This is a genomic window from Duganella qianjiadongensis (assembly GCF_009857915.1).
GTDB classification, from domain to species: Bacteria; Pseudomonadota; Gammaproteobacteria; order Burkholderiales; family Burkholderiaceae_D; genus Rugamonas; species Rugamonas qianjiadongensis.
The window spans coordinates 273,171-298,126 of sequence record NZ_WWCM01000004.1; the positions used below are offsets into that span (position 1 = coordinate 273,171).

Sequence of the window (24,956 nt, forward strand, 5' to 3'; positions counted from 1 at the left end):
CAGAAGTTCTCCCTTGAATGCATCTATGTATGCGGTTGATGCCGAAGCTGCACCACGCAGCTCGCCGACACCGCGCATTTTGCGGGCAGGAAATAAATACAAGAATGATATGGATCATCGTTTTTCCATGATCCGACGCAACACGGCCCGCCATGCGCTGTGGCAGCGCGCGGATTTTTCAGCGCAGCGAATAAGGGGGACGAAAATGAAAAAAGCAGCCCGTGGGCTGCTTTGAGAATTCTGGAGCGGGAGAAGAGTCTCGAACTCTCGACCTCAACCTTGGCAAGGTTGCGCTCTACCAACTGAGCTACTCCCGCTTGGAGTGATGTGCTTCACATGTCGTAAAGCGGGGAGAATTATAGCTAGAGCCTGGCAGGTGGTCAATAGTGAAAAGCCGGAGCCGGAAAAATTTCCCCTGCAGGTAGACTGGGAGTCGCCCATGCGGCCCCGGCCGGAACAGGCGGGCCGGGACGCTGCATAGGCTGCCAGAGCAGCATCCATGCGGTCTGGCGGGCGCGGCACTATCTACCGGATAGTGCCAGCTTCCGGTATCATTCGGCATGAACAAGATTTCTTACCAGCCCTTTATTATTGGCGTCGCTGGCGGTAGCGGCAGCGGCAAATCCACAGTATCCCAGCAGGTGCTCGCTTCGTTCGGCGCGGAAATGGTATCCGTCGTCATGCAGGACGACTACTACTGCGACCAGACCCACCTCTCGCCGGATGTACGGCGCCAGCAGAACTACGATCACCCGCAGGCATTCGACTGGCCATTACTGGTGCAGCACGTGCAGGCGCTGCGCAACGGTGAAACCATCAACATGCCCGAGTACGATTTCACCATCGACAATCGCTCGGACCGTACCATCCTCGTGAAACCGGCGCCCGTCATCGTCATCGAAGGCCTGTTCGCCCTGTACGATGCCGACCTGCGTAAATTGATGTCGCTGAAAATCTTTGTCGACACAGCATCCGACGTGCGCTTTATCCGCCGCATGCAGCGCGATATCACGGAACGCGGCCGCACTGTCGATAGCGTGGTCAAGCAGTACATGGAAACCGTGCGCCCCATGCACAAGCAATTCATCGAGCCGACCAAGCGCTACGCGGATGTTATTATTCCGCACGGCGCCAACGGCCCGGCGGTAGATGTCATCACCACCAAGGTCGCCAGCGTTATCAGCCAGCTCAAATAATTCCGCCGTGCGCCAGCCTAGCAAGGAGTTCTATCGTGAGTACCTACGCTATTGCCCTGATCTGGACCCTGTCCAATATCGCCTGCCACCTCATTGCGCATCAACGCCAGATCCGTATCACTCCGGCCCGGGCGATGCTGGCAGCCGTGCTGGGGCCGCTGACCCTGCCTGCGGTGGCGCTACTCGGGCCCGCCCGCAGTAGCGGCAAATGAAATAAGGCGGCACTCGCGCCCCATTTCGCTACCGCTTCCGGCGCAGTTTTACTGGCCGGGCACCGGCTCCCACAGTTCGACCTTATTGCCCTCCGGGTCCATCACCCAGGCAAACTTGCCGAACTCCGAGGGTTCGCCCACTTCCACCACATGACAGCCCTCGTCACGCAAGGCCACCAGCAAAGCGTCCAGATCGGCCACACGGTAGTTGATCATGAAGGAGCTCGTACTGGGCGCATACTCCTTGCCGTTGTCCGCCGAGATGGTCCATGCCGTTGCGCCGGCAACTGGCTGGCCGTTGGCGTCAGTCCAGTCGAACACGGCACCGCCCCATGCCTGCACATCGACCCCCAGATGGGTTTTATACCAGGCGCGCAATGCGACCGGATCTTTCGCTTTGAAGAAAACACCGCCTATACCCGTTACCCGTTTCATGCCTGCCTCGCGTCGTGATAGGACTACCAGTCTACACCGGGCCACGACTTCACTGCGAAAATAGATGACCTTCCTGACATGATTGCCACAGTACCGGAAACGCGCAAATCCCGCATGTAAAGTTTGCTTGACATACGGCGCAGTCCTTCCTAATATGTAAAGCATACTTTACAACCTGATGGAGGAAGTGATGCACAATTCTGCAGAACCACGTTTTTCCGCCAATGAACGCAAACACAGCCAGCAATATCTACGCGAGCTAGGCAGCAGCATCGCCATCTATCTGGCCATAATGGTGCCCTCGCTGATGTATGGCCCCGGCATGGCCGAGGGCCTGCTGAAAACCGCTGCACTCACGGCGCCCGTACTGGGCTTTTTCCTGATGATCTGGGCCATCGCACGGCAGGTGCAGCGCATGGACGAATACCAGCGCCGCCTCACGCTGGAAAGCCTGAGTCTGGCCGCAGCCATCACCGCCGCCATCACCTTCACCTACGGCTTTCTGGAAAACGCTGGCTATCCGCGGCTCAGCATGTTTGTAGTCTGGGGCATCATGGGCAGTGCCTGGGCGATTGCGGGCCTGCTGCGCTGCTGGACTGCGCGGCGATGAACAACAGCATCCGCGAACTGCGCGCCGAACGGGGCTGGAGCCAGGCCCATCTGGCGGACCAGCTGACTGTATCGCGCCAGACCGTCAACGCCATCGAAACGGGGCGCTACGATCCCAGCCTGCCGCTGGCCTTCGCCATCGCCCGTCTGTTCGGTCTGGCCATCGAAGACATCTTCAGCCTGTGAAATATGCCGGCTGGATGGCGATGCAAGCATCCGGCCGCGCAATTGCACATCCTTGCTGTCGCTTACTGGCCAGCCGGCTTGGCGGGTTTGATCGCCAGCGACATTTTCTCTTCACCACGGGTCCAGCTGACTTTCGAAGTCTCGCCCAGCTTGGCCAGCACGCGCGGCTGAGCCACCACTTTGGCCGCTGCCTGCGCCGAGTCGCGTATGGTCAGCGCCAGATCCACCGCATTGCTGCTGTCCTTGCCCGTCAGTTCGATCACCCAGCCATTATCCAGCGTCACCATGGTTTTCTTATCCAGATCAAGCAGCAACTGCTTTTCGCTGCGCTGCACATGGCTGATGCCCGACATTACAGGCTCTATCCGCTCGAACTCCAGCGCCAGACTGACCTGATTTGCGCCCGCATGGGCCAGCCCGCAGGCCAGCGCCAGCAAAGCACCAAGTATTCCGATTTTTCTCAGCATTCCTGTCTCCTTATCTTATTTATCCGATGTCTCCGCGTGCGGAGGATTGACATATCCTATAGCCTTTTGTGCAACTCGACAATTTCGCCTCACCCTGCTGCATAAGCATATAGACAATTGTTTGTTGATAAAATAATGTAGCGCCACGTAACATGGACTTTTGGTTTTTTTTCCAGCAAGGAATTCATCATGCATCACACACTCCCGCCACTGCCGCTGCGCCGCAGCGCGCTTGCCGTCGCGCTCCTGCTTTCTAGCCAGATACAAGCACAGGAAACCGCCATCCCGCCAGCCAATAGCATTGGTGCCGCAATGGATCAGGTCACCGTGGTGGGCTCGCGCGCGCGCAACCGCACTGTGTTCGACAGTGCTGTGCCTATCGACCGTTTTGGCGCGCATGAAGTGGAAAATGCCCTGTCCAGCGGCGAGCTGGGCGCGGCGCTGCAAAGCCTGGCCCCATCCATCAACTTCCCTCGCATCGAATCGAGTGGTGCGGCCGACTCCGTGCGCGGCATACAGTTGCGCGGGCTGGCGCCGGATCAGGTACTGGTGCTGATTAACGGCAAGCGCCGCCACGCCAGCGCCGTGCTCGATACGGAAAGCAGCTTTGCCGGCACCGTGCCGGTGGACATCAATGCTATCCCTCCCGGCGCCATCGACCACATCGAAATTCTGCGCGACGGCGCGGGCGCCCAGTACGGCAGCGATGCCGTGGCCGGCGTCATCAACATCGTGCTGAAAAATGCCCGCAGTGGCGGCTCCGCCTCGCTGGGCTACGGCGCCAACCACACTGATTTCAAGCCGACTAACGAAACCAAGACCGACGGCCAGACCAAAACCGCCAGTGCCGACTACGGCATACCACTGGGCGATGCGGGCTTCCTGCGCTTCGGTGCCGATACCCGTAGCCGAGCAGCTACCCAGCGCGCCGGTTTCAGCGACGCCGGCTGGACTTCGTGGAACTCCACGCCTGCCGATCTGGCACTGGACGGCAAGGTGGTGTTCAAGTCGGGCGATTCGCACAGCAATAACAACTACCTGTTCTACAACGCCATGCTGCCGCTGGAAAACGGCGTCGATGCCTATTCCTTCGCCACGGCGAACCAGCGCAAATCCACCGGCAGCGCATTCTTCCGCTACCCGGGCGACCCTAGCAATGTGCTGGCCCTGTATCCGCAAGGCTACCGTCCCGACACCCACGGCGACATGAGTGATGTCAGCGCGGTGGCCGGTGCGCGCTTTAGTGCGCAGGGCTGGAACTGGGACGTCAGCGCACGCCACGGCGGCAACCTGTTCCACTACGACCTGAGCAACTCGGTCAATGCTTCGCTCGGTGAGCGCAGCCCGACCAGCTTCCATCTGGCCACCTTCGACTTCCGCCAGAACGCCCTCAATGCCGACCTGACGCGCGAATTCGATGCCGGTCTCGGTACTCCTGTGAGCGTGGCTGTGGGCGCCGAATTCATGCATGAAACCTATCAGAGTTCGCCCGGCGATGCGGCCTCCTACGCGGCCGGTCTGATCACCGATGCGCCGCCCGGTGCCCAGGCCGGTCCCGGCTTGCGCCCGCAGGATACGTTCGACGGCAGCCGTTCCATCCGCTCCGTCTACGCCGATGCCGAGGCCAGCCTGACCAGCCGTCTGCTGCTGCAGGGAGCCGTGCGCTATTCCGACTACAGCGACTTCGGCAACGCCAGCACGGGCAAGCTGGCCAGCCGCTATAAGCTGAGCGACAGCCTGCTGCTGCGCGGCTCGCTGTCGAACAGCTTCCGCGCGCCGGCACTGGTGCAGACCGGCTTCCGCTTCTCCACCCTGAATTTCAACAGCGATGGCAGCGGCGTGCAGACCGCCTCGCTGCTGCCGGCCAGCGATGCGCTGGCGCGCAGCTTCGGTGCCCAGCCGCTCAAGCCGGAAAAATCCACCAATCTGTCGCTGGGGCTGGCATGGCGGCCCGAGCGCCACACCAGCTTCACGCTGGACGGCTATCGCATCAAAATCCGCGACCGCATCACCCGCAGCAGCGATCTGCAGAGCGATGCTGCCACCGCCTATCTGGCCAGCATAGGCCGCAGCGATATCCAGTCGGTGGCCTATCTGGCCAATCTGCTCGACACCAGCACCACCGGTCTCGATGCTGTGCTCAACCACGACCTGCCGCTGGCTGGCGGTACCCTGAACCTGAACGCAGCGCTCAATCTGAACCGGACCCGCATCGATCAGGTGCATCAGGCATCGAGTGCGTTAGCCAAAATCGATCCTGCACTGACGCTGCTGACGGATAACAATCTGTTCCGCATCCGCAACGCCTCGCCGAAAAACAAGCTGGTACTGAGTGCCGACTGGCAGGCTGCACGCTGGAATCTGCAGGCCCGCGCCACCCGCTTCGGCGCCCTGCAGGACTTCTCCTATGATGACACCGCGCCGCTGGTCGATGGCGTGCATGCCCAGTCGTTTGCGGCCGTCTGGTCGGTCGATCTGGAAGCCCAGTACAAGCTGACCCGCCAGCTTACACTAGCCGTAGGGGCCGACAATGTGTTCGACCGCTATCCCGAGCGCGTGCGCCAGACCAATAGCGCCAGCTACGGCGGCGCCCTGCCCTATAACTTCATCAATCCTATCGGCGTCAACGGGGCCTATTTCTATGGCCGCGTACGCTACACCTTTTAATCGGGGAACTTTATGACATTGAAACAGCTAAGCAAATTCTTCGCCGCCGCCTGCCTGAGCACCGTGCTGGCCGCGCAAGCCCATGCCAGCAACGCGCTGGTGCTGCTGACCGACTTCGGTACTTCCGACGGCGCCGTCTCCGCCATGCATGGCGTGGCCTTCGGGGTCGATCCCAAGCTGCAGGTTTCCGACCTCACCCACAACATTCCGGACTACGACATCTGGCTCGGCGCCTACCGGCTGTACCAGACCGCCAACTACTGGCCGCAGGGCAGCGTGTTCGTGGCCGTGGTCGATCCGGGTGTAGGCACCAGCCGCAAATCGGTAGTACTGAAAACCCGCGAAGGGCGCTACTTTGTCGGCCCGGACAACGGCCTGTTCACCCTGATCGCGGAGCGCGACGGCGTGGCCGAACTGCGTGAAATCGACGAGAACGTCAACCGTCTGGCCGGCTCCGGCGAGTCCTACACCTTCCACGGACGCGACGTGTATGCCTATGTGGGTGCGCGTCTGGCTTCCGGTGCGATCAGCTTCGAACAGGTGGGTCCCGTGCTGCCTAGCGCTTCGGTAGTGAAAATCGCTTACCAGAAAGCCGTGCGTCAGGGCGACACCCTGCGCGGCATTATCCCTGTGCTCGATGTCAAATACGGCAACGTCTGGACCAACATCCCCAAGGCGCTGTTCGACGAACTCAAGATCGGCCTGCATGACAAGGTACAGGTGCGCATCCTGCACAAAGGCAAGCAGGTAAATAAAGTGGTGGCACCGTTCGAGCACACGTTTGGCGGCGTGGCGCAGGGCAAGCCGCTGGTCTATCTGAACAGTCTGCTCGATGTGGCTGTGGCGATTAGCCAGGGCAACTACGCCAAGCAGCACCACATCGAATCGGGTGTGGACTGGGAAGTGGAAATCAGCAAAGTCAAATAATCCCCTAAGGCGCGCCGTAGCGGCGCGCCATGCCACTCGGCATCCCGCACAATTTTGCTCAATTCAAGGACAAGAGGCAGGATGCCAAAAATCATGCAAGAAACATTCATCTCCAAATAGCACCCTGCAACTATCCATGCTGAACCACCCGTCTGCCTCCCCCATCTCCCCTGCCTTCCTGTTAGCACCTGCAAAACTGTCCGCACATCAGCAACAGCGCACGCTGCTGTTCATCATGGGCGACGTCGCTGACCATGCCACGCTGCTCCATGATCTGGCAGCGCAAACGGAGGTACATCTGCTCGATCCGGCCGCTGACGGGATACGCCAGATTGCAGCCTTGCTGGCCCAGCAGCGGAATATCACGGCACTCCATCTGCTCAGCCACGGCGCAGCGGGCCAGCTATCTTTAGGTAGCGTCAGCCTGACCATCGCTAAGCTCGACCTCTACCGCGCCGAGTGGCAGGTGATACGGGCAGCGCTGGCGCCCGAGGCAGAAATCCTGCTGTACGGCTGCGAAATTGCCGCCGACGGTGGTGAGCTTGCCGCAGCGCTGGCACATCGATGCGGCGTACCCGTCGCTGCTTCCAGCAGCCCGACTGGTGCAGCGGCACTGGGCGGCGACTGGCTGCTCGACTATCACAGCAACAGCATGCAAGCCCGTATCCCATTCAGCCCTGCCGCCATGCGGGGCTATAGTGGCCTGCTGATGACCGTCAGCAACGGGGCGCAGAGTTTAGCGAATTTCACTGTGGCGCCTAACTATACAGATTTGCGGAACGCCAACTGGACCATAATCAGCTACCTCGATGGTCAGCATAATTATCTGGATACTGACGGCAGCGTAATCTGGGCCGAAGGCGGATGGCAAGGCGCCAGCACCGGGGCGTATCTCGAGATCAAACTGAACGCGACCGGCAGCTTCATTCTGACTAGCGCCAGCATCGGCGATCTTGAAAGCTGGCAAGACTCGTCGGGAAACGACTTCAGCAATGTGTATGTGGTTGGTCTGGCCAATGGCGTGCAGGTGGCCGGCACGTCCACGCATAACAGTACCAATGTCTACGAAGACGACTACAACTTCAGCTATTCGAACTTTAGCGGTGTGCGTATCGATAGCTTCCGGGTGTACTACACCACGGCTGCAAGTAACTATGTCAACGAACTGGCGCTGAAAGGTTTTTCGATTTCCGCTTACTCCAGCTCCGCCGTCGGCAGCAACGTCGCGCCCACCTTTATCGGCGCCACCACCACACTCTCTGTCGCACAGAATGCCGGTGCCACCTCGGCCGCCAGCGTGCTGCATGCTAGCGATACTGACGGCAGCCAGACCCTGAGCTGGACCCAGTACACCGCCCCTAGTCATGGCACGCTGAGCTTCAGCAGCGCCACGGCCGCGACCGGCAGCAGCGATATCACGCCGGGCGGCACCATCAGCTACACCCCCACCGCAGGCTATGCCGGTACCGACAGTTTTACCGTGCAGGTCAGCGACGGCACAGGCAGCAGCACGCGCACCATCAGCGTCAGCGTCACCCCCGCCACACCGAGTGCTCCCACGCTGGCTGCCGCCAGCGACAGCGGCAGCAGCAATAGCGATCAGCTGACCAATGCCGGCTCGCTCAGTTTCAGCGGCACCGGTGCCAGCAGTGACAGCAGCAGCACCGTACGCGTATTCATCGATGCCAATGCCAACGGCAGTTACGATGCCGGCACCGACCCCACCGCCACGGCCACGCTCTCGTCGGGCAGCTGGAGCGTATCCTCGATCAGCACTTCCGGCCTCGGTGACGGCACCTACCATGTGTATGCCATGACCACCAGCGCCACCGGCAGCCTGAGCAGTTCGCGCAGCGCGGCACTCGACGTGACGCTGGATAAGACAGCGCCCACCATTACCGTCGGTAGCATGGCCCTGTCTGCCGATACGGGCAGCAGCGCCAGCGACTTCATCACCAGTAGCGCCGCCCAGACCATCAGCGCCACCCTGAGCAGCGCCAAAGGTGCCAGCGACACGCTGCAGGGTTCGCTCGACAATGGCAATAGCTGGACCAGTCTGAATGCCATGCTCAGCGGTACCAGCCTGAGCTGGACCGGGGTCACTCTCAGCGCCAGCAATACCATCAAGCTGCGGGTGGTCGATGCGGCCGGCAATGCCGGCAGCACCGCCAGCCAGGCTTACACACTCGATACCAGCACTCCGTCCGCGCCGTCCGCGCCCGTAATGAGCGCTGCCAGCGATAGCGGCAGCAACCATAGCGACGGCATTAGCAATAACACCACGCCCACCATCACCGGCACGGGCGAAAGCGGTGCCACCGTGCGCCTGTACGACAGCGATGGCAGCACTGAGCTGGGCAGCGCCAACGTGAGCGGCGGCAACTGGAGCATCACCAGCAGCACCCTGAGCAGCGGCAGCCATAATCTGAGCGCCAAGCAGACCGATGCGGCAGGCAATACCAGCACGGCCTCCAGCAATCTGAGCATCGAGATCGACACTACAGCCCCCAGTGCACCGGCACTGAGCGCCACCACGGTCCAGCAAAGCAGCGCTACCAGCGGTGCCACCATCGCCACCATCAGCGCTAGCGATAGCCATAGCATCAGTTATGCGCTGGCCACGGGTAACGGCAGCAATGATGCCGACAACGGCAGCTTCAGTGTTAGCGGCAGTGCGCTGCAGGCTGCCAGCAACCTGAGCGCCGGAACTTATGCAATCTATTTGCAGGCCACCGATGTAGCCGGCAATGCCAGCTATCAGAGCTACACCATCAACGTGGTCAATGCACCCGCCATCAGCAGCATCGCGCGGGCCGGCGGCGCAGCGGCCAGTGTGGCCGCTAGCGCCAGCTCGGTCAGCTATACGGTGACGTTTGACCAGAGCGTCACCGGGGTGGACTTGAGCGACTTCAGCCTGACCACCAGCGGCAACGCCAGTGCCACGCTGGCATCGCTGAGCGGCAGCGGCAGCACCTATACCGTCACGCTCAATACGCTGGGCGGCGATGGCACGCTCAGGCTGGACTTGAAAAGCAGCGGCACCGGCATCCAGAACGCCAGCACAGTAGCCATCACCGGCGGCTACACTAGCGGCGCCAGCTACACCCTCGACCACACGGCGCCCGCCGCGCCTGCCACGCCGGCAATGAATGCCGCCAGTGATAGCGGCAATTCCAGCAGCGACGCCATTACCAGCAACACGACGCCCGTGTTCAGCGGTACGGCAGAAGCCTCTGCCAGCATCAGTCTGTACGATGGTGCCACCCTGCTCGGCACGGCCAGTGCCGATGGTTCCGGCAACTGGAGCATTACCGGCAGCACGCTGGCACCGGGCGGCCACAGCATTACAGCCAAGGCCACCGATGCCGCCGGCAACGTTTCGAACGCCAGCAATACACGGGCCGTTACCATCGACACCAGCGCCAGCGCACCGGCGGGACTGGCACTGGCAGCGGCCAGCGATCACGGCAGTTCGAACAGCGACCGCGTCACCAATCTGGCGACGCCGCAGATCACTGGCAGTGCCGAAGCGGGCGCCAGTGTGCGCCTGTACGATACGGACGGCACCACCGTGCTAGGCACCGCCACCGCCGACAACAGCGGCAACTGGAGCATTTCCAGCAGCAGCCTGGTCAACGGTAGCCATAGCCTGAGCGCGAAACAGACGGATGTAGCAGGCAATGTCTCGGCTGCCAGCAGCACGCTCAGCGTCACCATCGATCTGGCTACCCCGTCCGCCCCCTCCGCCCCGCAACTGGCCAGCGCCAGTGACAGCGGCACGCAGGGCGACAACCACACGGATATCACTACGCCCAGCATCACCGGCACGGCAGAAGCCTATGCCACCGTGCGTCTGTACGACAGCGATGGCACTACCGTACTAGGCAGCACCAGCGCCGACGGCAGTGGCAACTGGAGCATCAGCAGCAGCGCGCTGGGTCTGGGCCTGCACAACCTGAGCGTGCGTCAGACCGACCTCGCCGGCAACCAGTCCGCCACCAGCGCTACGCTAGGCATCACCATCGACAGCCCGCCGGAACCGGCGATTCCGCTGGTCGACGGCGTGGCCGTCAGCGAACAACTGGTGCTGGGACCGGACGGCCATTATGTGACCGAGTTGCAGGTTCCCATCGTCACCAGCGACCGCAGCGATTCCAGCGGCAACGGCAATACAGCGGATATTCCTCTGGTGAGCAACAGCGGCAATACCCTGCTGCTGGCGCAGGTGCCGACCGGTCTGGGACTGAGCAGCAGCGGCAGCAATAGCAGCAACAGCACAGCTTTCCAGCAATCGCTGCTGCAAGCCATAGGCAACGCCACCGGCACACAAGGCAATAGCGCCCAGAGCAGCCTGATCGGCAGCGCCGGCAGCTTCCTGCACAGTCTGCCCGGCGATGCAGCCCTGCTGGTTCAGACTATCCGCCCCAGCGATAGCGGCACGGGCGGGGTACTGACCCTTAATGGCACCCAGCAAGGAGGACAGCATACGGCGCTGGTGATCGATTGCAGCACCCTGCTCAAACCGATTACGCTCGCGCTGCAGTCGGTCGATTTCGCCAGCGTGATCGGCAGCAGCACCGTGCACCTCAACAGTGGCAGCCAGATCGTCAGCGACGGTCAGCAGCAGACCTTCGAACTCATGGCCGGCATGGCGGCCAGCATCAACGCCGGCGGCGGCAATGATGTGTTCCAGCTCAGCCGTTCTGGCGCCGTCAGCGGCGGCGCGCCGCGGGTACAGGGCGATGCCCTCGCCAGCACCACCATCCTGCAGGGTGGACAAGGGGTGGACCGGGTCAGCTTTGCCGGTCCGGCCAGCGACTACACGGTGGAATACCATCAGGGCTACCAGCTGGTAACGGCCAAGGCCACGCCTAACCAGCATACTCTGCTCATCAATATGGAATACCTTGGCTTCGGCGGCTTGAGTCAGGCCATACAGAACCGCGCGGCCTTGGGCACCATTGCCGGCCTGTATCAGCAGATACTGGGACGCCAGGCCGATTATCTGGGCATGGACTTCTGGGGCAGCAAGCAGGCTGGCGGCGCGCAGCTCGGCGACGTCGCGCTGGCCATGCTGGGTTCGCAGGAATACAGCCAGAACCACGGCAACGCCTTCAACGGCGATGCCGGCCACGATGTGGAAGTGCTTTACCAGAGCCTGTTCGGACGCCATAGCGATGCTGCCGGACTGGCCTTCTGGTCCGGCCAGCTGCAACATGGCCAGACGCTGGCACAGGTGGCACAGAGTTTTGTCACCGCGGCAGAGATGTCGGCGCACACGGTCGGTGTGGCCGACTGGAACTTCTCGCTGTAAGAGCGTGGCCGCTACGCGGATGGGCTGGCAGCCCATCCGCGTGTCAGCCTAGCGCACGGCTGGCGTATCGAACACCGGTTCGGCCAGCCCCTGCATGGTGCTGGCCGTCGGCGCGGCAGTACTGAGCAGCAGCACCTCATTGGCCCCCGCTTTGAGCCAAGAGGCCGGCAGGTACAGCGTCTGCTGCGGCCCGATCTGCCAGTAGCGCCCCAGATGGTGGCCGTTCACCCACACCTGCCCCTTGCCCCAGCCACGCGTATCGAGGAAGGTATCCACCGGACGTGCAAGTTGCAGCGTACCGCGCCAGAAACCGGGCGGCGCCAAGTCTGCACCGGCAGCCTGACCATCAGCCCGTGCCGCTAACGCCTGCGGCGCCAGCCTGGCCAGACTGGCGCTATCGAGCGGCAAGGGATAGACCATCCAGTCTTCCAGTTCCTCATCACCCAGCTTGACGCCGCGCGTAATACCTTTGTTATCGTCCACCAGCTTGGCACCAAAGCCGATACGTCCCATAGCTTCCACCAGCAGATCGAGCTGGGTACCCGCGGGAAGATCCACAGTCAGCGTGCTTTCGTTCAGACGCCGGTCCAGCCGTCCTATTACTTTGCCATCGGCCAGCACGGTGGCCTGATCGTGCAGCCCTTCCAGCACCAGCTTGCCCTGCGCCGCCTGAGCGAGTTTTTTGCGGTACAGGATATAACCGTAATTCTGGCCATATTCCTCCATTGCCCGCGCCCAGCGCGATGGCTGCCCTTGCGACAGCTGCGGCAGTTGCGCCAGCACGCTGCCAGCCGGCTGCATGGCAAACGACGCAATAGCCTGCGGCTGCGGCGCGGCAGGTACCGCTGGCAATGGTCGCGACAGGTGGCGCGCGATGACGCTGCGCAGCGCATGGTATTTGGCAGTGGGCCGGCCCGCTTCATCGAGCGCGGCATCGTAATCGTAGCTGGTGGTATCAGGCTGATATGGCTCCTTGCCCGAGTAGTTGGCGCCGGCCAGCCAGCCGAAGCTGGTCCCGCCATGGAACATGTAGATGTTGAACGACACACCCTGCTGCATCATCCATTCCACGGTGCGCGCCGCGTCTTCCGGGCTCTGGCTGTGGTGCTGCTCGCCCCAATGGTCGAACCATCCCGCCCAGTATTCGCCCGCCATACGCAGTCCCTGCGGGCGCCACGCCGCCAGTTCCGCGATCGATGCTCTGGCGTCGTCGGCGCCGCCGCCGAAATTGACCACGGCCGGAATATCGGCCAGCGTACCGCCTTCGAATAGCCGCCCGGCGCCACCGTCGGAGGTGAACAGGGGCGCATCGAAGCCGGCACGCTGCATCTGCGCGCGCACGGCACGCAGATAGTCATGATCACGGCCGAAAGAACCGTATTCGTTCTCCAGTTGCAGCATCAGTATGGGGCCGCCACGGCTGCTCTGCAGGTCGGCCACCTCCTTTGCCAGCCGCTTGAAATAGCGCGCACTGGCAGCCAGATAGCGCGTGTCCATCGAACGCACGCGCAGCCCCGGCGTGCGCAGCAGCCATGCAGGGAAGCCGCCGAAATCCACCTCGGCGCATACATAGGGCCCGGGCCGCAGCACTACCTGCAGCCCCTCCTCCGCTGCCGTGCGGATAAAAGTACGGATATCGTTCTGACCGCTGAAATCCCACTGGCCCGGCTGCGGCTCATGCTGCGACCAGAAGGCGTAGGTGGTGATGGTATTGAGACCCATGGCGCGCGCCATGCGCAAGCGCTCGCGCCATGCGGCGCGAGGGATACGCGGATAATGCATCTCGCCGGAGCGGATCACGAAGGGCTGGCCGTCCAGCTTGAACTGCGCCCCTTCGATGGCAAAGTGCGGCACCGGCGCCGCCAGCGCGACGCTGCCTGCAGCGCAAGCCAGCGCCAGTAGGCCCGCCATGATCAGATTCTTCTTCAATTTAAGCTACTCCCACAGCAGAACCGGCAGTTCCAGAATACAACTGCACAGGCAAGCCGCGCCTGCCACAGCAAGGACTCTAAAAAACAAATCCCAGAGTGGTCAACCAAAAGAAAGTAAATCGGAAGGTTATGCGGGTCAAATCTGCAAAATATCTTTCGTTTTCCCATTTCGGAAAGCGATCGACTTTTGCTTTAGTCGCGTATTCGCAACAACTTCGCCCATGCTGACCGATCTACCAGCTCAGGTCACATTTCAGATTTTCAGCATTGCGGCCAACAGCAGACATAACAGGCAGCTCCAGCCCGAGAATAGCCAGCGCAGCACAAACCGCACTGGCACATAGCCCACACCACGCACCAGCCCCGTGCTCATGGCTGCGAAGAGCAGCGCGGCCAGCATATGATCGGCGCTGCCATCGGCCCGCTGGAACATGGGCGGGTACAGCGTCGCCGCCAGCATCAGCAGCAAGCCCGCAGCCAGACTGGGACCGTGCAGGCGCGAGAACTGTTGCTGCTGCGTCGTGCTCATGGCTGCCCTTCCTCGACTTGGCTCGCTACGCGTGCCGCCTGATTCTCGCCCCACATGGCGTTCAGGATCGCCAGCGCTAGCGCAAAGCCCACACCCAGTATCCAGGCAAAGTACCACATGATTTTCTCCTTTTCGAAATGGCTGACGTTAATAGAGCGTATGCTCATGCCGCGCAATATGTGCCGTCGTCACCTTGCCGCGCATGACGCGATAGGCCCACGCGGTGTAGGCAATCACCAGCGGCATGAAAATCAGCGTCGCCCACAACATAATGGCCAGACTCAGGTGGCTGGACACGCTATCCCATACCGTCAGGCTGGCATTGGGCATAGCCGACGATGGCAGCACGAAGGGGAACATGGACGCCCCCGCCGTGCCGATCACGCCGACCAGCGCCAGCGACGACAGCACGAAAGCCGGCAGCGTCCTGCGCTGCACGAGCAGCAACGCGGCCAGCAGCGCACCGCCCAGTCCCAGCGCAGGCAGCAGCCATAGCATGGGCTGGCGCGCATAATTGTCCATCCACGCCCCCGCTACACGCACCACGGTCTTGCCCAGCACATCGGGCAAGGCGGCAGTATCAATGACGGAGGTGATGCGGTAGCCGGCTATGCTCTGCAGCCAGACGCCCGCGGCAGCAAAACTCAGGCACAGCAGCACGGCGGCCAGTACGCCAGCGCGTATGGCGCGGGTCTGCAATTGCCCTTCCGTGCGGTGCGCCAGATAGGCGCCGCCCTGCATGGTCAGCATGGCGCTGCTCACCACACCGCTCAGCAGGGCAAACGGATTGAGCAACTGCCAGAAACTGCCCGTGTAAGTCGATACCAGATACTGGTCGAAGTGGAAAGGCACACCCTGCAGCAGATTGCCGAACGCAATGCCGAACACCAGTGGCGGTACGGCACCGCCCACGAACAGCCCCCAGTCCCACACGCTGCGCCACAGCGGATGGTGGATCTTGCTGCGGTAATCGAAGCCTACCGGACGGAAGAACAACGCCCACAGCACCAGCATCATGGCCCAGTAAAAGCCGCTGAACGCGGTGGCATACACCACCGGCCATGCCGCGAACAAGGCGCCGCCAGCGGTGATAAACCACACCTGATTGCCGTCCCAGTGCGGGCCCACGGTGTTGATCACCACGCGCCGTTCCAGATCGCTGCGTCCCACATAAGGCAGCAGCGTGCCCACGCCCATGTCGTGGCCATCCATGATGGCAAAGCCCACCAGCAGCACGCCTACCAGCAACCACCAGATGATTTTCAAAGTGCCGTAATCAAGCATGTTGCATCTCCTTGTGCGTCAGCTCATAGTCATAGCGGCCCGTGCCGAGGCTGCCGGGGCCCTGACGGGAAAATTTCACCATCAGGAATACTTCCACGATCAGCAGCACGGTGTAGAACGCGACAAAGCCGCCGAGCGAGCCGTACAGGTTCTGCACGCTCAGGGTCGACACGCTCATGTGGGTAGGCAGCACGCCGTAGATGGTCCACGGCTGGCGCCCGTATTCGGCCACAAACCAGCCCAGCTCGCAGGCCAGCCATGGTGCGGGCAGCATCAGCAAAGCCCAGCGCAGCAGCCAGCGCGACTGGCCGCACACCAGCTTGAGCGTGCTCCAGAAGGCCAGCCCGAACAGCAGCAGCATGGCCATGCCCAGCCCCACCATCAGGCGGAAGGCCCAGAACATGGGCAGCACGCGCGGCACTGTATCGTTGACGGCACGCTCTATCATGTCCGGTGTCGCCTGCTGCACATCGGCCACATATTTTTTCAGCAGCAGGCCAAAGCCCAGATCAGCCTTGTATGCATTGAAGCGGGCCAGCGCGAGCGCATCGTCACGCCGCTGGCGCAAGGCCTCCAGCGTCAGCACGGCCTGTATGCCGCGCACGATGCGGGCCCGGTTCTTTTCCTTGATGGCATGGATGCCGGGAATCTGCTTGCTGACGGAACGCGTACCGATCAGGCCCATCACCCACGGCAGTTCGATTTCCCAGTCATTGCGGGCCTGCGCTTCGTTGATGCCGGCCAGCAGCGTCAGGCCAGCCGGCGCAGGCTTGGTTTCCCACATGGCTTCCATGGCGGCCAGCTTGGTCTCCTGCGCTTCGCCCACGGTGTAGCCCGATTCGTCGCCGAGCACGATCACGCTCAGCGCAGAGGCTAGACCGAAGGCCGCCGCCACGCGGAAGCTGCGGCGGGCAAACTCCACATCGCGCCCGCGCAGCAGATACCAGCTCGACACCGACAGCACGAACATGGCGCCCGTCACATAGCCAGCCGACACCGTATGCACGAACTTGGCCTGCGCCACAGGGTTAAACAGTACGTCCCAGAAGTCCACCATTTCCATGCGCATGGTGACGAAACTGAATTCGGCGCCGACAGGATTCTGCATCCAGCCATTGGCCACCAGTATCCACAGCGCCGACAGATTGGTGCCGACGGCCATCAGCAGCGTCACCAGCAGATGGTGCTCCTTGCGCAGCCTGTCCCAGCCGAAGAAGAACAGCCCTATCATGGTCGATTCGAGGAAGAAGGCCATCAGCCCCTCGATGGCCAGCGGGGCGCCGAAGATGTCGCCCACATAATGCGAGTAATAGGCCCAGTTGGTGCCGAACTGGAATTCCAGCGTAATGCCGGTGGTGACGCCCAGGGCGAAATTAATGCCGAAGAGCTTGCCCCAGAAGCGCGTCATGTCTTTCCAGATGACCTTGCCGGTCATCACATACACGCTTTCCATAATCACCAGCAGCCACACCATGCCGACGGTCAGTGGCACGAATAGAAAATGGTACATAGCCGTTGCGGCGAACTGTAGCCGCGACAGATCCACTAATTGGTCTGATATCACTGTTTTTCTCCTGTAGTCGCGAGCGGCCCGCCCAGATGCCGGGCAACAGCCGTGGTGTCGACCTCGACACGCGCATCCCGCACAAAGGCCCACCATAGCCCCGTCAGCAGCACCAGCTTGACAAGCACGGCGATGATCAGGTGGCGTAACAGGCGATGATCAGGATGTCTCATACCCACTGTTTCGCACATTCCGTGCCAGTGGTAACAGGAAGATAAAAATGATGCAGATCAAATACTTAGCGCACTCTGTCAGACTGCCAGCAACTGCCATGGCAGTGTTTTACTGCCAGCGTGACAGTCTGGCAGCGTCTGTCAGTCCAGCCCCAGTTCCCTGAGTTTGCGGTACAGCGTACGTTCGCTCAGTCCCAGCGTAGCGGCCAGCTCCTTGCGCGTGCCGTGGAAGCTGGCATGCAGTTCGGCCAGCGTGGTGCCGGTTTCCTGCACGCTGATGCGCTTGCCGACAGGCCGTGCCTGCCCCAGCGCGGGCAGATGCTCGGCGCGGATCACGCCATCGTCGGCGAACAGGCTGGCCCGCTCCAGCACATTGCGCAGCTCGCGCACATTGCCATGCCATACGCCACGCTGCAGCACGGCCATGGCGCTGTCGGCCACGCTCAGCTTGCGCTTGGCGTAGTTGATCCGCTGCAGGATGGAATTCACCAGCAAGGGAATATCGTCGCTACGCTCGCGCAGCGGCGGCAGCACGATAGGGAAAGCATTGATGCGGTAATACAGGTCCTGACGGAACTCGCCCTTGTCCACCATGGCCTCCAGCGGCTTGTGGGTGGCAGCGACCAGACGGAAATTGGCGTACTGGGTTTCCACGCTGCCCACCCGGCGATAAGTGCCCGATTCGATCAGGCGCAACAGCTTGACCTGCATGGCCAGCGGCACATCGCCTATCTCGTCAAGGAACAGGGTGCCGCCCTGCGCGGTTTCCACCAGCCCTGCCTTGCGCGCGATGGCACCCGTAAAAGCGCCCTTCTCGTGGCCGAACAGCTCGCTCTCGAACAGCGTCTCGGTCAGGCCGGAACAGTCCACCACCACGAACGGGCCCGCTTCGCGCTCGCTGTTCTCATGCACGGCGCGGGCAAACAGTTCCTTGCCCGTGCCGGATTCGCCCAGCAGCAGCACCGGCAGCATGGAGGGCGCGACCCGCCGCATCGCCGCCAGCGCCTGATTGAACGGCGCAGAACGTCCCACCAGCCCTTCCCCGCTGGGCTTGGCGGACGCGCTGCGCACCACTTCCAGCCTTTCCACATAGGCGGTAATGGCGCCGGCTGCGTCGAAGATGGGGCGCAACTCCACCGCCACATGCTCGGGTCCACGCGGCGTGTGGTGGATGTGCAGGATGCGGTCGGGCCCGCGCAGCTCCTGTGCCCGCTTCATGGGACAGTGTTCACCGGCCTGATCGCATGGCAAATCATAGTGATGCGAGACGCGGTAGCACTTGTGGCCGACGATGGCCTGATCGCCGTGACCGAACTGGCGTTGATAGGCGATGTTGGCGGCCAGAATGTTGTAGTCCGGGTCCAGCACGATCATGGGGTGGGCTTCGTGCTCGAGGAAGGAAATCAGCGTCTGCACGGCGGGGCGTGTCGGCAAGGCGGGCAGGATAGGAATCGGGGTGGTGGGCATGCTATCTCCAGTTCAGTTCGCCATGCTGCCGCAGCACTGCCAAACCGTCAAGTGGCAGTGCCAAACTCTGCCAAAGCGCTGCCAAAGCCGCAACTGCCAGCCTGTCCATGCCCAGGCGCCGGATTTTTTACCGAATAGAATCAAGCACTTGCAAATAAAAACTGCGCTATATCAAATATGGCACAGCTTTTGCTAACTAATGCTGTCAATGCGCCGCAGTGAGCGCCATGAGGAGAAAACAATGACCGTTACGCCATTACATGTCGAAGGCTTTTTCGACGCCGCCACCAGCACCGTCAGCTATCTGCTGCTGGACCCTGCTACCCGCGCCTGCGCTCTGATCGACAGCGTGCTCGATTACGATCCCAAATCCGGCCGCACCAGCACCGCTTCGGCTGACCGGCTGATTGCCCGCGTGGCCGAGCTCGGTGCCAGCGTCGCATGGATACTGGAAACCCACGTCCATGCCGACCACCTGACGGCAGCGCCCTACCTCAAGGACAAACTGGGCGGCAACATCGGCATAGGCCAGCACATCACCACCGTGCAGCGCGTATTTGGCGGCCTGTTCAACGCTGAGCCTGAAATGGCGCGCGACGGCAGCCAGTTCGACCATCTGTTCGCCGACAATGAAGAATTCCACATCGGCAGCCTGAGCTGCCGCGCCATGCATACGCCGGGCCACACGCCCGCCTGCATGACTTACCTGATCAGCAACGACAGCCAGAGCGCCGCCTTCGTCGGCGACACTTTGTTCATGCCGGATTTCGGTACGGCCCGCTGCGACTTTCCCGGCGGCGACGCGCGCACCCTGTTCCGCTCCATCAACCGCGTGCTCAGTCTGCCCGCAGACACCGTGCTCTACATGTGCCACGACTACCAGCCCGGCGGCCGCGAGCTGCGCTACATCAGCAGCGTAGGCGAAGAACGCCAGTCCAACATCCATGTGCGCAATGGCATCAGCGAAGAAGAATTCGTCGCCATGCGCTCCAGCCGCGATGCCACGCTCGATATGCCGGTGCTGCTGCTGCCGTCGGTGCAGGTGAATATGCGCGCCGGCCACCTGCCGCCGGCTGAAGCCAATGGCACGCGCTACATCAAGATTCCGCTCAACGCCGTCTAGAACAACAACGAGGAGACCAGCATGGAATTCCATACACTGAGTGCCGCGCTATCTGTCGCAGCCCAGATCCTGCCCGACGACCTGGCGCAGATCCGTGCCGCCGGATTTCAGTCCATCATCTGCAACCGCCCCGACGGCGAAGCGGGCGACCAGCCGCTGTATGCGGAAATCGAACGGGCTGCACAGGAACAGGGCCTGCGCACCTACTACCTGCCCGCAGTTTCCGGCAAGGTCAGCGACGAACAGGGCCAGCTATTCGGTCAGGTGCTGGCCGAGCTGCCCAAGCCGGTACTAGCCTACTGCCGCACCGGCATGCGCTCGACCACCATGTGGGCACTGGCCGAAGCACGCAGCAAGTCGCTGCCCGAGATCGTGGCCGTGGCACAGAAAGCCGGCTACGACATGAAAGGCGTGGTCCGCCGCATCATCAATCAGGGCCGCACGCCGCTCGATGATGTGGAAGTGGCGCACGCCATCGTCATCATCGGCGGCGGCGCCGCCGGCATCGCCACCGCAGCGAGCCTGCTGGCACGCGATCCTGAACTGGATATTGCCATCATCGATCCGGCCGACGTGCACTACTACCAGCCCGGCTGGACGCTGGTAGGCGGCGGCGTATTCGATGCGGCCACCACGGCCCATACCATGGCTGCCACCATCCCGCGCGGCGTCCACTGGATCAAGGCCGCCGTCGCAGCCTTCGAACCGGAGCGCAATGCACTAATCCTCGATGGCTGCCGCGTGGTCAAATACCAGCAGTTGGTGGTCTGCCCCGGATTGAAACTGGACTGGCATGCCATCGAAGGCCTGTCCGATACGCTAGGCCGCAATGGCGTCACTTCCAACTATCTATACCATCTGGCGCCCTACACCTGGAAGCTGGTGAATGAACTGGGCAGAGGCCGTGCCATCTTCACCCAGCCGCCCATGCCGATCAAATGCGCGGGCGCACCGCAGAAGGCCATGTATCTGTCGGCCGACCAGTGGAAGCGCAACGGCGCACTGCAGCACATCGATATCGAATTCTGCAGTGCCGGCGCCGCCCTGTTCGGCGTGGCCGACTACGTGCCGGCACTGATGGAGTATGTGCAGACTTACGGCATCCAGCTTAGCTTCGGCAATACGCTGGTGCGCGTCAACGGCCCAGCCAGAATCGCCACCTTCCGCTGCACCGGCGCCAACGGCGTCGAACAGCTGGTCGAGCGTCCGTTCGACCTGCTGCACGTGGTGCCGCCACAGGTCGCGCCGGACTTTATCCGCGTCAGCTCGCTGGCCGATGCGGCGGGCTGGGTCAACGTCGATCAGGCCACGCTGCGCCACAAGAACTGGCCGAACATCTATGCGCTAGGCGACGTCGCCAACACCCCGAATGCCAAAACCGCGGCGGCGGCGCGCAAGCAGGCGCCGGTGGTGGCGCACAATCTGCTGGCCGCCATGGGCAAGGCCGAAGGCAGCGCCCAGTATGACGGCTACGGCTCCTGTCCGCTGACAGTAGAACGGGGCAAGATCGTGCTGGCCGAATTCACCTATGGCGGCAAGCTGGCGCCTAGCTTCCCGCGCTGGCTGCTCGATGGCACCCGTCCCTCGCGGCTGGCATGGCTGCTGAAAGAACGCATCCTGCCGCCGCTGTACTGGAAAGGCATGCTGAAAGGCCGCGAGTGGCTGGCCAAACCGGAACTGGCCGACCAATGACAGGCCGCCACTGCAAGGAGTACACGCGATGATGATCGTCAGCCTGCTGGGCTTCACGGTCGGCATCATTCTGGCGCTGACCGGCGCAGGCGGCGGCATACTGGCGGTGCCGCTACTGGTCTTCGGCGCGGGGCTCAGCATGGCGCAGGCCGGGCCTATCGGCCTGCTGGCTGTAGCACTGGCCGCTACGCTGGGCGCCATCATGGGCTTGAAGAACGGCACGGTGCGCTACAAGGCTGCCCTGCTCATCGCGGGCGCAGGCATACTGTGCTCGCCGCTAGGCCTGTGGCTGGCGCAGCGCACGCCCAACCGTCCACTGAGCATGGTGTTTGCACTGGTGCTGCTATATGTGGCGTGGCGCGTCTACCAGCGTGCCACGGCTGCAACCAGCGCCGGCGGCGATGCAGGCGCAGCCAGTCGCCGGACCGGCGCCGCCCCGCCATGCCGGCTGGACATCCAGCGCGGGAAACTGAACTGGACTGCGCCCTGCGCCCGCGCGCTGGCCATGTCCGGACTGGTGGCAGGCGGACTGTCGGGCTTGCTGGGAGTGGGCGGCGGCTTCGTCATGGTGCCCGCCTTGCAGCGCTACACGGACCTGAATACCCAGTCTATTCTGTCCACTTCGCTCGCTGTGATCGCCCTCGTTTCATTTTCGGGCGTAGCAGCGAGCGCCGCCACCGGCCACCTGCAATGGGCCATCGCCCTGCCGTTTTCGGCTGGCGCACTGGCCGGCATGGGCAGCGGCCGTCTGCTGGCGGCCAGACTGGCGGGACCCGTGCTGCAACAGGCGTTTGCGCTGGTATCGGCCTGCGTTGCACTGGCTTTATTCGTGCGGGCACTGTGAATACTGCGGCGCTGCCTGATCGGGCAGCGCCCGCCGGACCCGGCTGAGGCTGGCTGTTTATAATAGCGGCATGAAACCTTCCCTATATCGCCAGCGCGCCATCAGCAGTCTGCTGCTGGCCACCACCTGCGCCGCCTTCGGTGCGGCAGCCCAGCAGACTTCCGCGCCGGACGAAACGGCCAGCATACGCCAGCATCACCTCAAGCGTCTGCACGAGCGCCTGAGTGTGGAACCGGCCGTACTGGAAAGCCACTGCCGCTACGAATCCGAGATCGCCACCGCGCCGCCACTGAACCGCGTGGCGCTGACCTTCGACGATGGCCCCACAGCATCGGGCACCGAATACATACTGGAAGTGCTGAAGAAGTACAACATCCACGCCACCTTCTTCATGGTGGGCGAAAAGGCCAGCCAGTATCCCGAGCTGGTGGCGCAGGTACGCGCGGCAGGCCACGACGTGGTGGCCAACCATTCGTGGAGCCACCCTAACTTCCACGACATCGATGTAGCGCGCCAGACGGGCGAAGTGCTGCGCGCCGACAGCCTGACCACGCCAGACCTGCCCAAGATGTTCCGCTACCCGTATGGCAATTCGACCTGCGAAACCAATCAGCTGGTGCACCAGCACGGCTACCAGATCGTCGGCTGGCACGTGGATTCCTGCGACTGGGCGTACGACAAGACCGGTGCCATCGATGCGCGCGAAGCGATCTCCTGCGGCGTGCCACGGCAGTACCAGAACGATTATGTGGGCCATGTTCTGGCGGCGGTCCGCTCGCGCCGCGGCGGCATCATCCTGATGCATGAAATCCATCCGAATACGCTGAAGAAGCTCGATACCATCGTCGCCTCGCTGCTGGCGGGCGGCTTCGAATTCGGCATGGTGACGGACAAGGATTTCCAGCCTTCGCTGCGCTAGGCCACCCCGCCATCTGATATTTCTGAGCCAGATCAAGTGGCGATAGCAGCGCCACCGGCATCTGCGCAGCGCATGCCCCCGGCATCAGCAAGAGCCCGCTAGTTCCCAGATGCACCATTTGCAGAAATTTCCAACATGAATAATAATGAGAACCATTATTATTCACATAAGCATTCCACCTATGCGTTTTACCGTACTAGCAAAGAAAATAGGCAAGGAAGCGGGGATGACTGCTGTTCTACTCGCCTTGGCCGCCTGCAGCGGTGGCTCCGGCACCAGTACTACAGCGCCCAGCACTCCCGCACCGGACCAGACCATCGCCCTCAGCGAGACCGCCAGACTAGGCGAACTGATCTTCAAAGACACCAGCCTGTCTGCTTCGGGCGCGCAATCCTGCGCCAGCTGCCACGATCCGGCGGCGGCCCACGCCCCCAGCAACAATCTGGCCGCACAATTCGGCGGCGCCAATGGCGATGTACAGGGCTTCCGCGCCGCGCCGTCGCTGCGCTATCTGAACCAGACCCCGGCCTTCTTCTTTGCCGCCGACGGCACGCCCACCGGCGGCTTCGATCGCGACGGCCGTGCCGCCAGTCTGGCCGAACAAGGCGAGCGGCCCTTCCTTGCGCCGCACGAAATGGCGAACGACAGCAAACAGGACGTCATCAACAAGCTCCGCAAAACCGCCTACGCCGAACGCTTCCGCGCCCAGTTCGGCGCCGGCATACTGGATGACGCCGAGCAGGCCTTCGGCCGCATGACCTTCGCCTTGCAGGCTTACCAGAAAGAAGCGCCCGAGTTCCACCCATTCGATTCCAAGTACGACCTTTTCCTCGCTGGTAAAGTAAAACTCAGCGATCAGGAATTGCGCGGGCTGGCCCTGTTCAATAATCCGGCCAAGGGCAACTGCATTGCCTGCCACCCTAGCGCACGCGGTGCCGATGGTGCGTCCCCGCTGTTCACCGATTTCACTTACGACAATCTGGGCGTGCCGCGCAATGTCAAACTGAAGGCAACCGCAAATCCGGCCTATTACGATCTGGGTCTGTGCGGACCGGACCGCACCGATCTGGTGGACAAGCGCAGCGATCTATGCGGCTCGTTCAAAGTGCCGACCCTGCGCAATGTGGCAACCCGCCAGGCCTTCTTCCATAACGGCGCGTTCGATAATCTGACCAGCGTGGTCAGCTTCTACGTACGGCGCGATACCAATCCGGAAGAATGGTATCCGCTTGCTGCCGATGGCCGGGTGCAGAAGTTCAATGACTTGCCCGAGCAATACCGCAAAAACGTCAACGTCAGCGAAGTTCCCTATAACCGCCAGCCCGGCATGGCCCCGGCCCTGTCACCGGGGGAAATCGACGATGTGGTGAAATTCCTCGGCACGCTCACTGACGGCTACAAGCTCAATCCTTAATTT

The 24,956-nt window shown here is 62.2% G+C and carries 22 protein-coding genes and 1 tRNA gene; 13 read left to right on the forward strand and 10 right to left on the reverse strand.

Annotated features, from left to right (window positions below; genetic code table 11):
• Nucleotides 1-13: 13 nt before the first annotated feature.
• Nucleotides 14-235 (forward strand): hypothetical protein, encoded by a 222-nt coding sequence (locus GTP27_RS08615; RefSeq protein ID WP_161038751.1) that lies wholly within the window; start codon nucleotides 14-16, stop codon nucleotides 233-235.
• Between the two features lie 6 nt (nucleotides 236-241).
• On the opposite strand, the gene GTP27_RS08620 is transcribed toward GTP27_RS08615, so the two are convergent.
• A tRNA-Gly gene (locus GTP27_RS08620) sits at nucleotides 242-317 on the reverse strand.
• A gap of 243 nt (nucleotides 318-560) precedes the next feature.
• On the opposite strand from GTP27_RS08620, the gene udk reads away from it, so the two are divergent.
• Together udk and GTP27_RS08630 are read left to right on the forward strand one after the other, a co-directional pair.
• Entirely contained in the window at nucleotides 561-1,196 is a 636-nt protein-coding gene (gene udk, locus GTP27_RS08625) for a uridine kinase (RefSeq protein WP_161038752.1), read from the forward strand.
• A 35-nt stretch (nucleotides 1,197-1,231) separates the two neighbouring features.
• Nucleotides 1,232-1,408 carry a hypothetical protein gene (locus GTP27_RS08630; RefSeq protein ID WP_161038753.1) on the forward strand — a complete coding sequence of 59 codons (177 nt, stop codon included), beginning with the start codon at nucleotides 1,232-1,234 and terminating at the stop codon, nucleotides 1,406-1,408.
• 48 nt (nucleotides 1,409-1,456) lie between these two features.
• Here the strand turns inward: GTP27_RS08630 and GTP27_RS08635 are convergent, their stop codons facing one another.
• On the reverse strand, nucleotides 1,457-1,843 hold the full coding sequence (locus GTP27_RS08635; RefSeq protein ID WP_161038754.1) for a VOC family protein: 387 nt from the start codon (nucleotides 1,841-1,843) through the stop codon (nucleotides 1,457-1,459).
• A 190-nt stretch (nucleotides 1,844-2,033) separates the two neighbouring features.
• On the opposite strand from GTP27_RS08635, the gene GTP27_RS08640 reads away from it, so the two are divergent.
• Nucleotides 2,034-2,453: a hypothetical protein gene (locus tag GTP27_RS08640; RefSeq protein WP_161038755.1), complete on the forward strand. Its 420-nt coding sequence runs from the start codon at nucleotides 2,034-2,036 to the stop codon at nucleotides 2,451-2,453.
• Nucleotides 2,450-2,638, forward strand: coding sequence for a helix-turn-helix transcriptional regulator (locus GTP27_RS08645; protein WP_161038756.1), 189 nt, complete (start codon nucleotides 2,450-2,452; stop codon nucleotides 2,636-2,638). The genes GTP27_RS08640 and GTP27_RS08645 overlap by 4 nt, the downstream gene beginning before the upstream one ends.
• A 62-nt stretch (nucleotides 2,639-2,700) precedes the next feature.
• Here the strand turns inward: GTP27_RS08645 and GTP27_RS08650 are convergent, their stop codons facing one another.
• Complete coding sequence (locus GTP27_RS08650; RefSeq protein WP_161038757.1) at nucleotides 2,701-3,105, reverse strand: hypothetical protein; 405 nt, start codon at nucleotides 3,103-3,105, stop codon at nucleotides 2,701-2,703.
• 189 nt (nucleotides 3,106-3,294) lie between these two features.
• On the opposite strand from GTP27_RS08650, the gene GTP27_RS08655 reads away from it, so the two are divergent.
• From GTP27_RS08655 to GTP27_RS08665, 3 genes are all read left to right on the forward strand, one after another.
• Nucleotides 3,295-5,772, forward strand: a complete 2,478-nt coding sequence (locus tag GTP27_RS08655; RefSeq protein WP_161038758.1) for a TonB-dependent receptor plug domain-containing protein — start codon at nucleotides 3,295-3,297, stop codon at nucleotides 5,770-5,772.
• A gap of 12 nt (nucleotides 5,773-5,784) precedes the next feature.
• Nucleotides 5,785-6,699 (forward strand): SAM hydrolase/SAM-dependent halogenase family protein, encoded by a 915-nt coding sequence (locus GTP27_RS08660; RefSeq protein ID WP_161038759.1) that lies wholly within the window; start codon nucleotides 5,785-5,787, stop codon nucleotides 6,697-6,699.
• 136 nt (nucleotides 6,700-6,835) lie between these two features.
• Complete coding sequence (locus GTP27_RS08665; protein ID WP_161038760.1) at nucleotides 6,836-12,013, forward strand: Ig-like domain-containing protein; 5,178 nt, start codon at nucleotides 6,836-6,838, stop codon at nucleotides 12,011-12,013.
• 48 nt (nucleotides 12,014-12,061) lie between these two features.
• Here GTP27_RS08665 and GTP27_RS08670 read toward each other — a convergent pair whose 3' ends face one another.
• From GTP27_RS08670 to GTP27_RS08695, 7 genes are all read right to left on the reverse strand, one after another.
• On the reverse strand, nucleotides 12,062-13,942 hold the full coding sequence (locus GTP27_RS08670; RefSeq protein ID WP_161038761.1) for a glycoside hydrolase family 35 protein: 1,881 nt from the start codon (nucleotides 13,940-13,942) through the stop codon (nucleotides 12,062-12,064).
• 255 nt (nucleotides 13,943-14,197) lie between these two features.
• Nucleotides 14,198-14,473 (reverse strand): cyd operon YbgE family protein, encoded by a 276-nt coding sequence (locus GTP27_RS08675; protein WP_161038762.1) that lies wholly within the window; start codon nucleotides 14,471-14,473, stop codon nucleotides 14,198-14,200.
• Entirely contained in the window at nucleotides 14,470-14,592 is a 123-nt protein-coding gene (cydX, locus tag GTP27_RS08680; RefSeq protein ID WP_161038763.1) for a cytochrome bd-I oxidase subunit CydX, read from the reverse strand. Before cydX ends, GTP27_RS08675 begins: the two co-directional genes overlap by 4 nt.
• A 28-nt stretch (nucleotides 14,593-14,620) precedes the next feature.
• Nucleotides 14,621-15,757, reverse strand: a complete 1,137-nt coding sequence (cydB, locus tag GTP27_RS08685; RefSeq protein ID WP_161038764.1) for a cytochrome d ubiquinol oxidase subunit II — start codon at nucleotides 15,755-15,757, stop codon at nucleotides 14,621-14,623.
• On the reverse strand, nucleotides 15,750-17,321 hold the full coding sequence (locus GTP27_RS08690) for a cytochrome ubiquinol oxidase subunit I (RefSeq protein ID WP_161038765.1): 1,572 nt from the start codon (nucleotides 17,319-17,321) through the stop codon (nucleotides 15,750-15,752). Before GTP27_RS08690 ends, cydB begins: the two co-directional genes overlap by 8 nt.
• Nucleotides 17,318-17,494, reverse strand: coding sequence for a cytochrome oxidase putative small subunit CydP (gene cydP / locus GTP27_RS23585; protein ID WP_202416625.1), 177 nt, complete (start codon nucleotides 17,492-17,494; stop codon nucleotides 17,318-17,320). Before cydP ends, GTP27_RS08690 begins: the two co-directional genes overlap by 4 nt.
• Nucleotides 17,495-17,635: 141 nt before the next feature.
• Nucleotides 17,636-18,961 (reverse strand): sigma-54 interaction domain-containing protein, encoded by a 1,326-nt coding sequence (locus GTP27_RS08695; RefSeq protein ID WP_202416627.1) that lies wholly within the window; start codon nucleotides 18,959-18,961, stop codon nucleotides 17,636-17,638.
• 241 nt (nucleotides 18,962-19,202) lie between these two features.
• Between GTP27_RS08695 and GTP27_RS08700 the strand changes: the two genes are divergently transcribed.
• From GTP27_RS08700 to GTP27_RS08720, 5 genes are all read left to right on the forward strand, one after another.
• Entirely contained in the window at nucleotides 19,203-20,084 is an 882-nt protein-coding gene (locus GTP27_RS08700; RefSeq protein ID WP_161038766.1) for an MBL fold metallo-hydrolase, read from the forward strand.
• 21 nt (nucleotides 20,085-20,105) lie between these two features.
• Nucleotides 20,106-21,776, forward strand: a complete 1,671-nt coding sequence (locus GTP27_RS08705; RefSeq protein ID WP_161038767.1) for a bifunctional protein tyrosine phosphatase family protein/NAD(P)/FAD-dependent oxidoreductase — start codon at nucleotides 20,106-20,108, stop codon at nucleotides 21,774-21,776.
• Nucleotides 21,777-21,804: 28 nt separating this feature from the next.
• Entirely contained in the window at nucleotides 21,805-22,620 is an 816-nt protein-coding gene (locus GTP27_RS08710) for a sulfite exporter TauE/SafE family protein (RefSeq protein ID WP_161038768.1), read from the forward strand.
• 70 nt (nucleotides 22,621-22,690) lie between these two features.
• On the forward strand, nucleotides 22,691-23,539 hold the full coding sequence (locus tag GTP27_RS08715) for a polysaccharide deacetylase family protein (RefSeq protein ID WP_161038769.1): 849 nt from the start codon (nucleotides 22,691-22,693) through the stop codon (nucleotides 23,537-23,539).
• A gap of 226 nt (nucleotides 23,540-23,765) precedes the next feature.
• Nucleotides 23,766-24,953 carry a cytochrome-c peroxidase gene (locus GTP27_RS08720; RefSeq protein WP_161038770.1) on the forward strand — a complete coding sequence of 396 codons (1,188 nt, stop codon included), beginning with the start codon at nucleotides 23,766-23,768 and terminating at the stop codon, nucleotides 24,951-24,953.
• Nucleotides 24,954-24,956: the final 3 nt, after the last annotated feature.

Bases quoted from the DNA above. Each gene is read 5' to 3' on its own strand.
- udk (WP_161038752.1), top strand. From the start codon at position 561: ATGAACAAGATTTCTTACCAGCCCTTTATTATTGGCGTCGCTGGCGGT.
- GTP27_RS08635 (WP_161038754.1), bottom strand. From the start codon at position 1,843: ATGAAACGGGTAACGGGTATAGGCGGTGTTTTCTTCAAAGCGAAAGAT.
- GTP27_RS08640 (WP_161038755.1), top strand. From the start codon at position 2,034: ATGCACAATTCTGCAGAACCACGTTTTTCCGCCAATGAACGCAAACAC.
- GTP27_RS08645 (WP_161038756.1), top strand. From the start codon at position 2,450: ATGAACAACAGCATCCGCGAACTGCGCGCCGAACGGGGCTGGAGCCAG.
- GTP27_RS08650 (WP_161038757.1), bottom strand. From the start codon at position 3,105: ATGCTGAGAAAAATCGGAATACTTGGTGCTTTGCTGGCGCTGGCCTGC.
- GTP27_RS08655 (WP_161038758.1), top strand. From the start codon at position 3,295: ATGCATCACACACTCCCGCCACTGCCGCTGCGCCGCAGCGCGCTTGCC.
- GTP27_RS08660 (WP_161038759.1), top strand. From the start codon at position 5,785: ATGACATTGAAACAGCTAAGCAAATTCTTCGCCGCCGCCTGCCTGAGC.
- GTP27_RS08665 (WP_161038760.1), top strand. From the start codon at position 6,836: ATGCTGAACCACCCGTCTGCCTCCCCCATCTCCCCTGCCTTCCTGTTA.
- GTP27_RS08675 (WP_161038762.1), bottom strand. From the start codon at position 14,473: ATGAGCACGACGCAGCAGCAACAGTTCTCGCGCCTGCACGGTCCCAGT.
- cydX (WP_161038763.1), bottom strand. From the start codon at position 14,592: ATGTGGTACTTTGCCTGGATACTGGGTGTGGGCTTTGCGCTAGCGCTG.
- cydB (WP_161038764.1), bottom strand. From the start codon at position 15,757: ATGCTTGATTACGGCACTTTGAAAATCATCTGGTGGTTGCTGGTAGGC.
- cydP (WP_202416625.1), bottom strand. From the start codon at position 17,494: ATGAGACATCCTGATCATCGCCTGTTACGCCACCTGATCATCGCCGTG.
- GTP27_RS08695 (WP_202416627.1), bottom strand. From the start codon at position 18,961: ATGCCCACCACCCCGATTCCTATCCTGCCCGCCTTGCCGACACGCCCC.
- GTP27_RS08700 (WP_161038766.1), top strand. From the start codon at position 19,203: ATGACCGTTACGCCATTACATGTCGAAGGCTTTTTCGACGCCGCCACC.
- GTP27_RS08705 (WP_161038767.1), top strand. From the start codon at position 20,106: ATGGAATTCCATACACTGAGTGCCGCGCTATCTGTCGCAGCCCAGATC.
- GTP27_RS08710 (WP_161038768.1), top strand. From the start codon at position 21,805: ATGATGATCGTCAGCCTGCTGGGCTTCACGGTCGGCATCATTCTGGCG.
- GTP27_RS08715 (WP_161038769.1), top strand. From the start codon at position 22,691: ATGAAACCTTCCCTATATCGCCAGCGCGCCATCAGCAGTCTGCTGCTG.
- GTP27_RS08720 (WP_161038770.1), top strand. From the start codon at position 23,766: ATGACTGCTGTTCTACTCGCCTTGGCCGCCTGCAGCGGTGGCTCCGGC.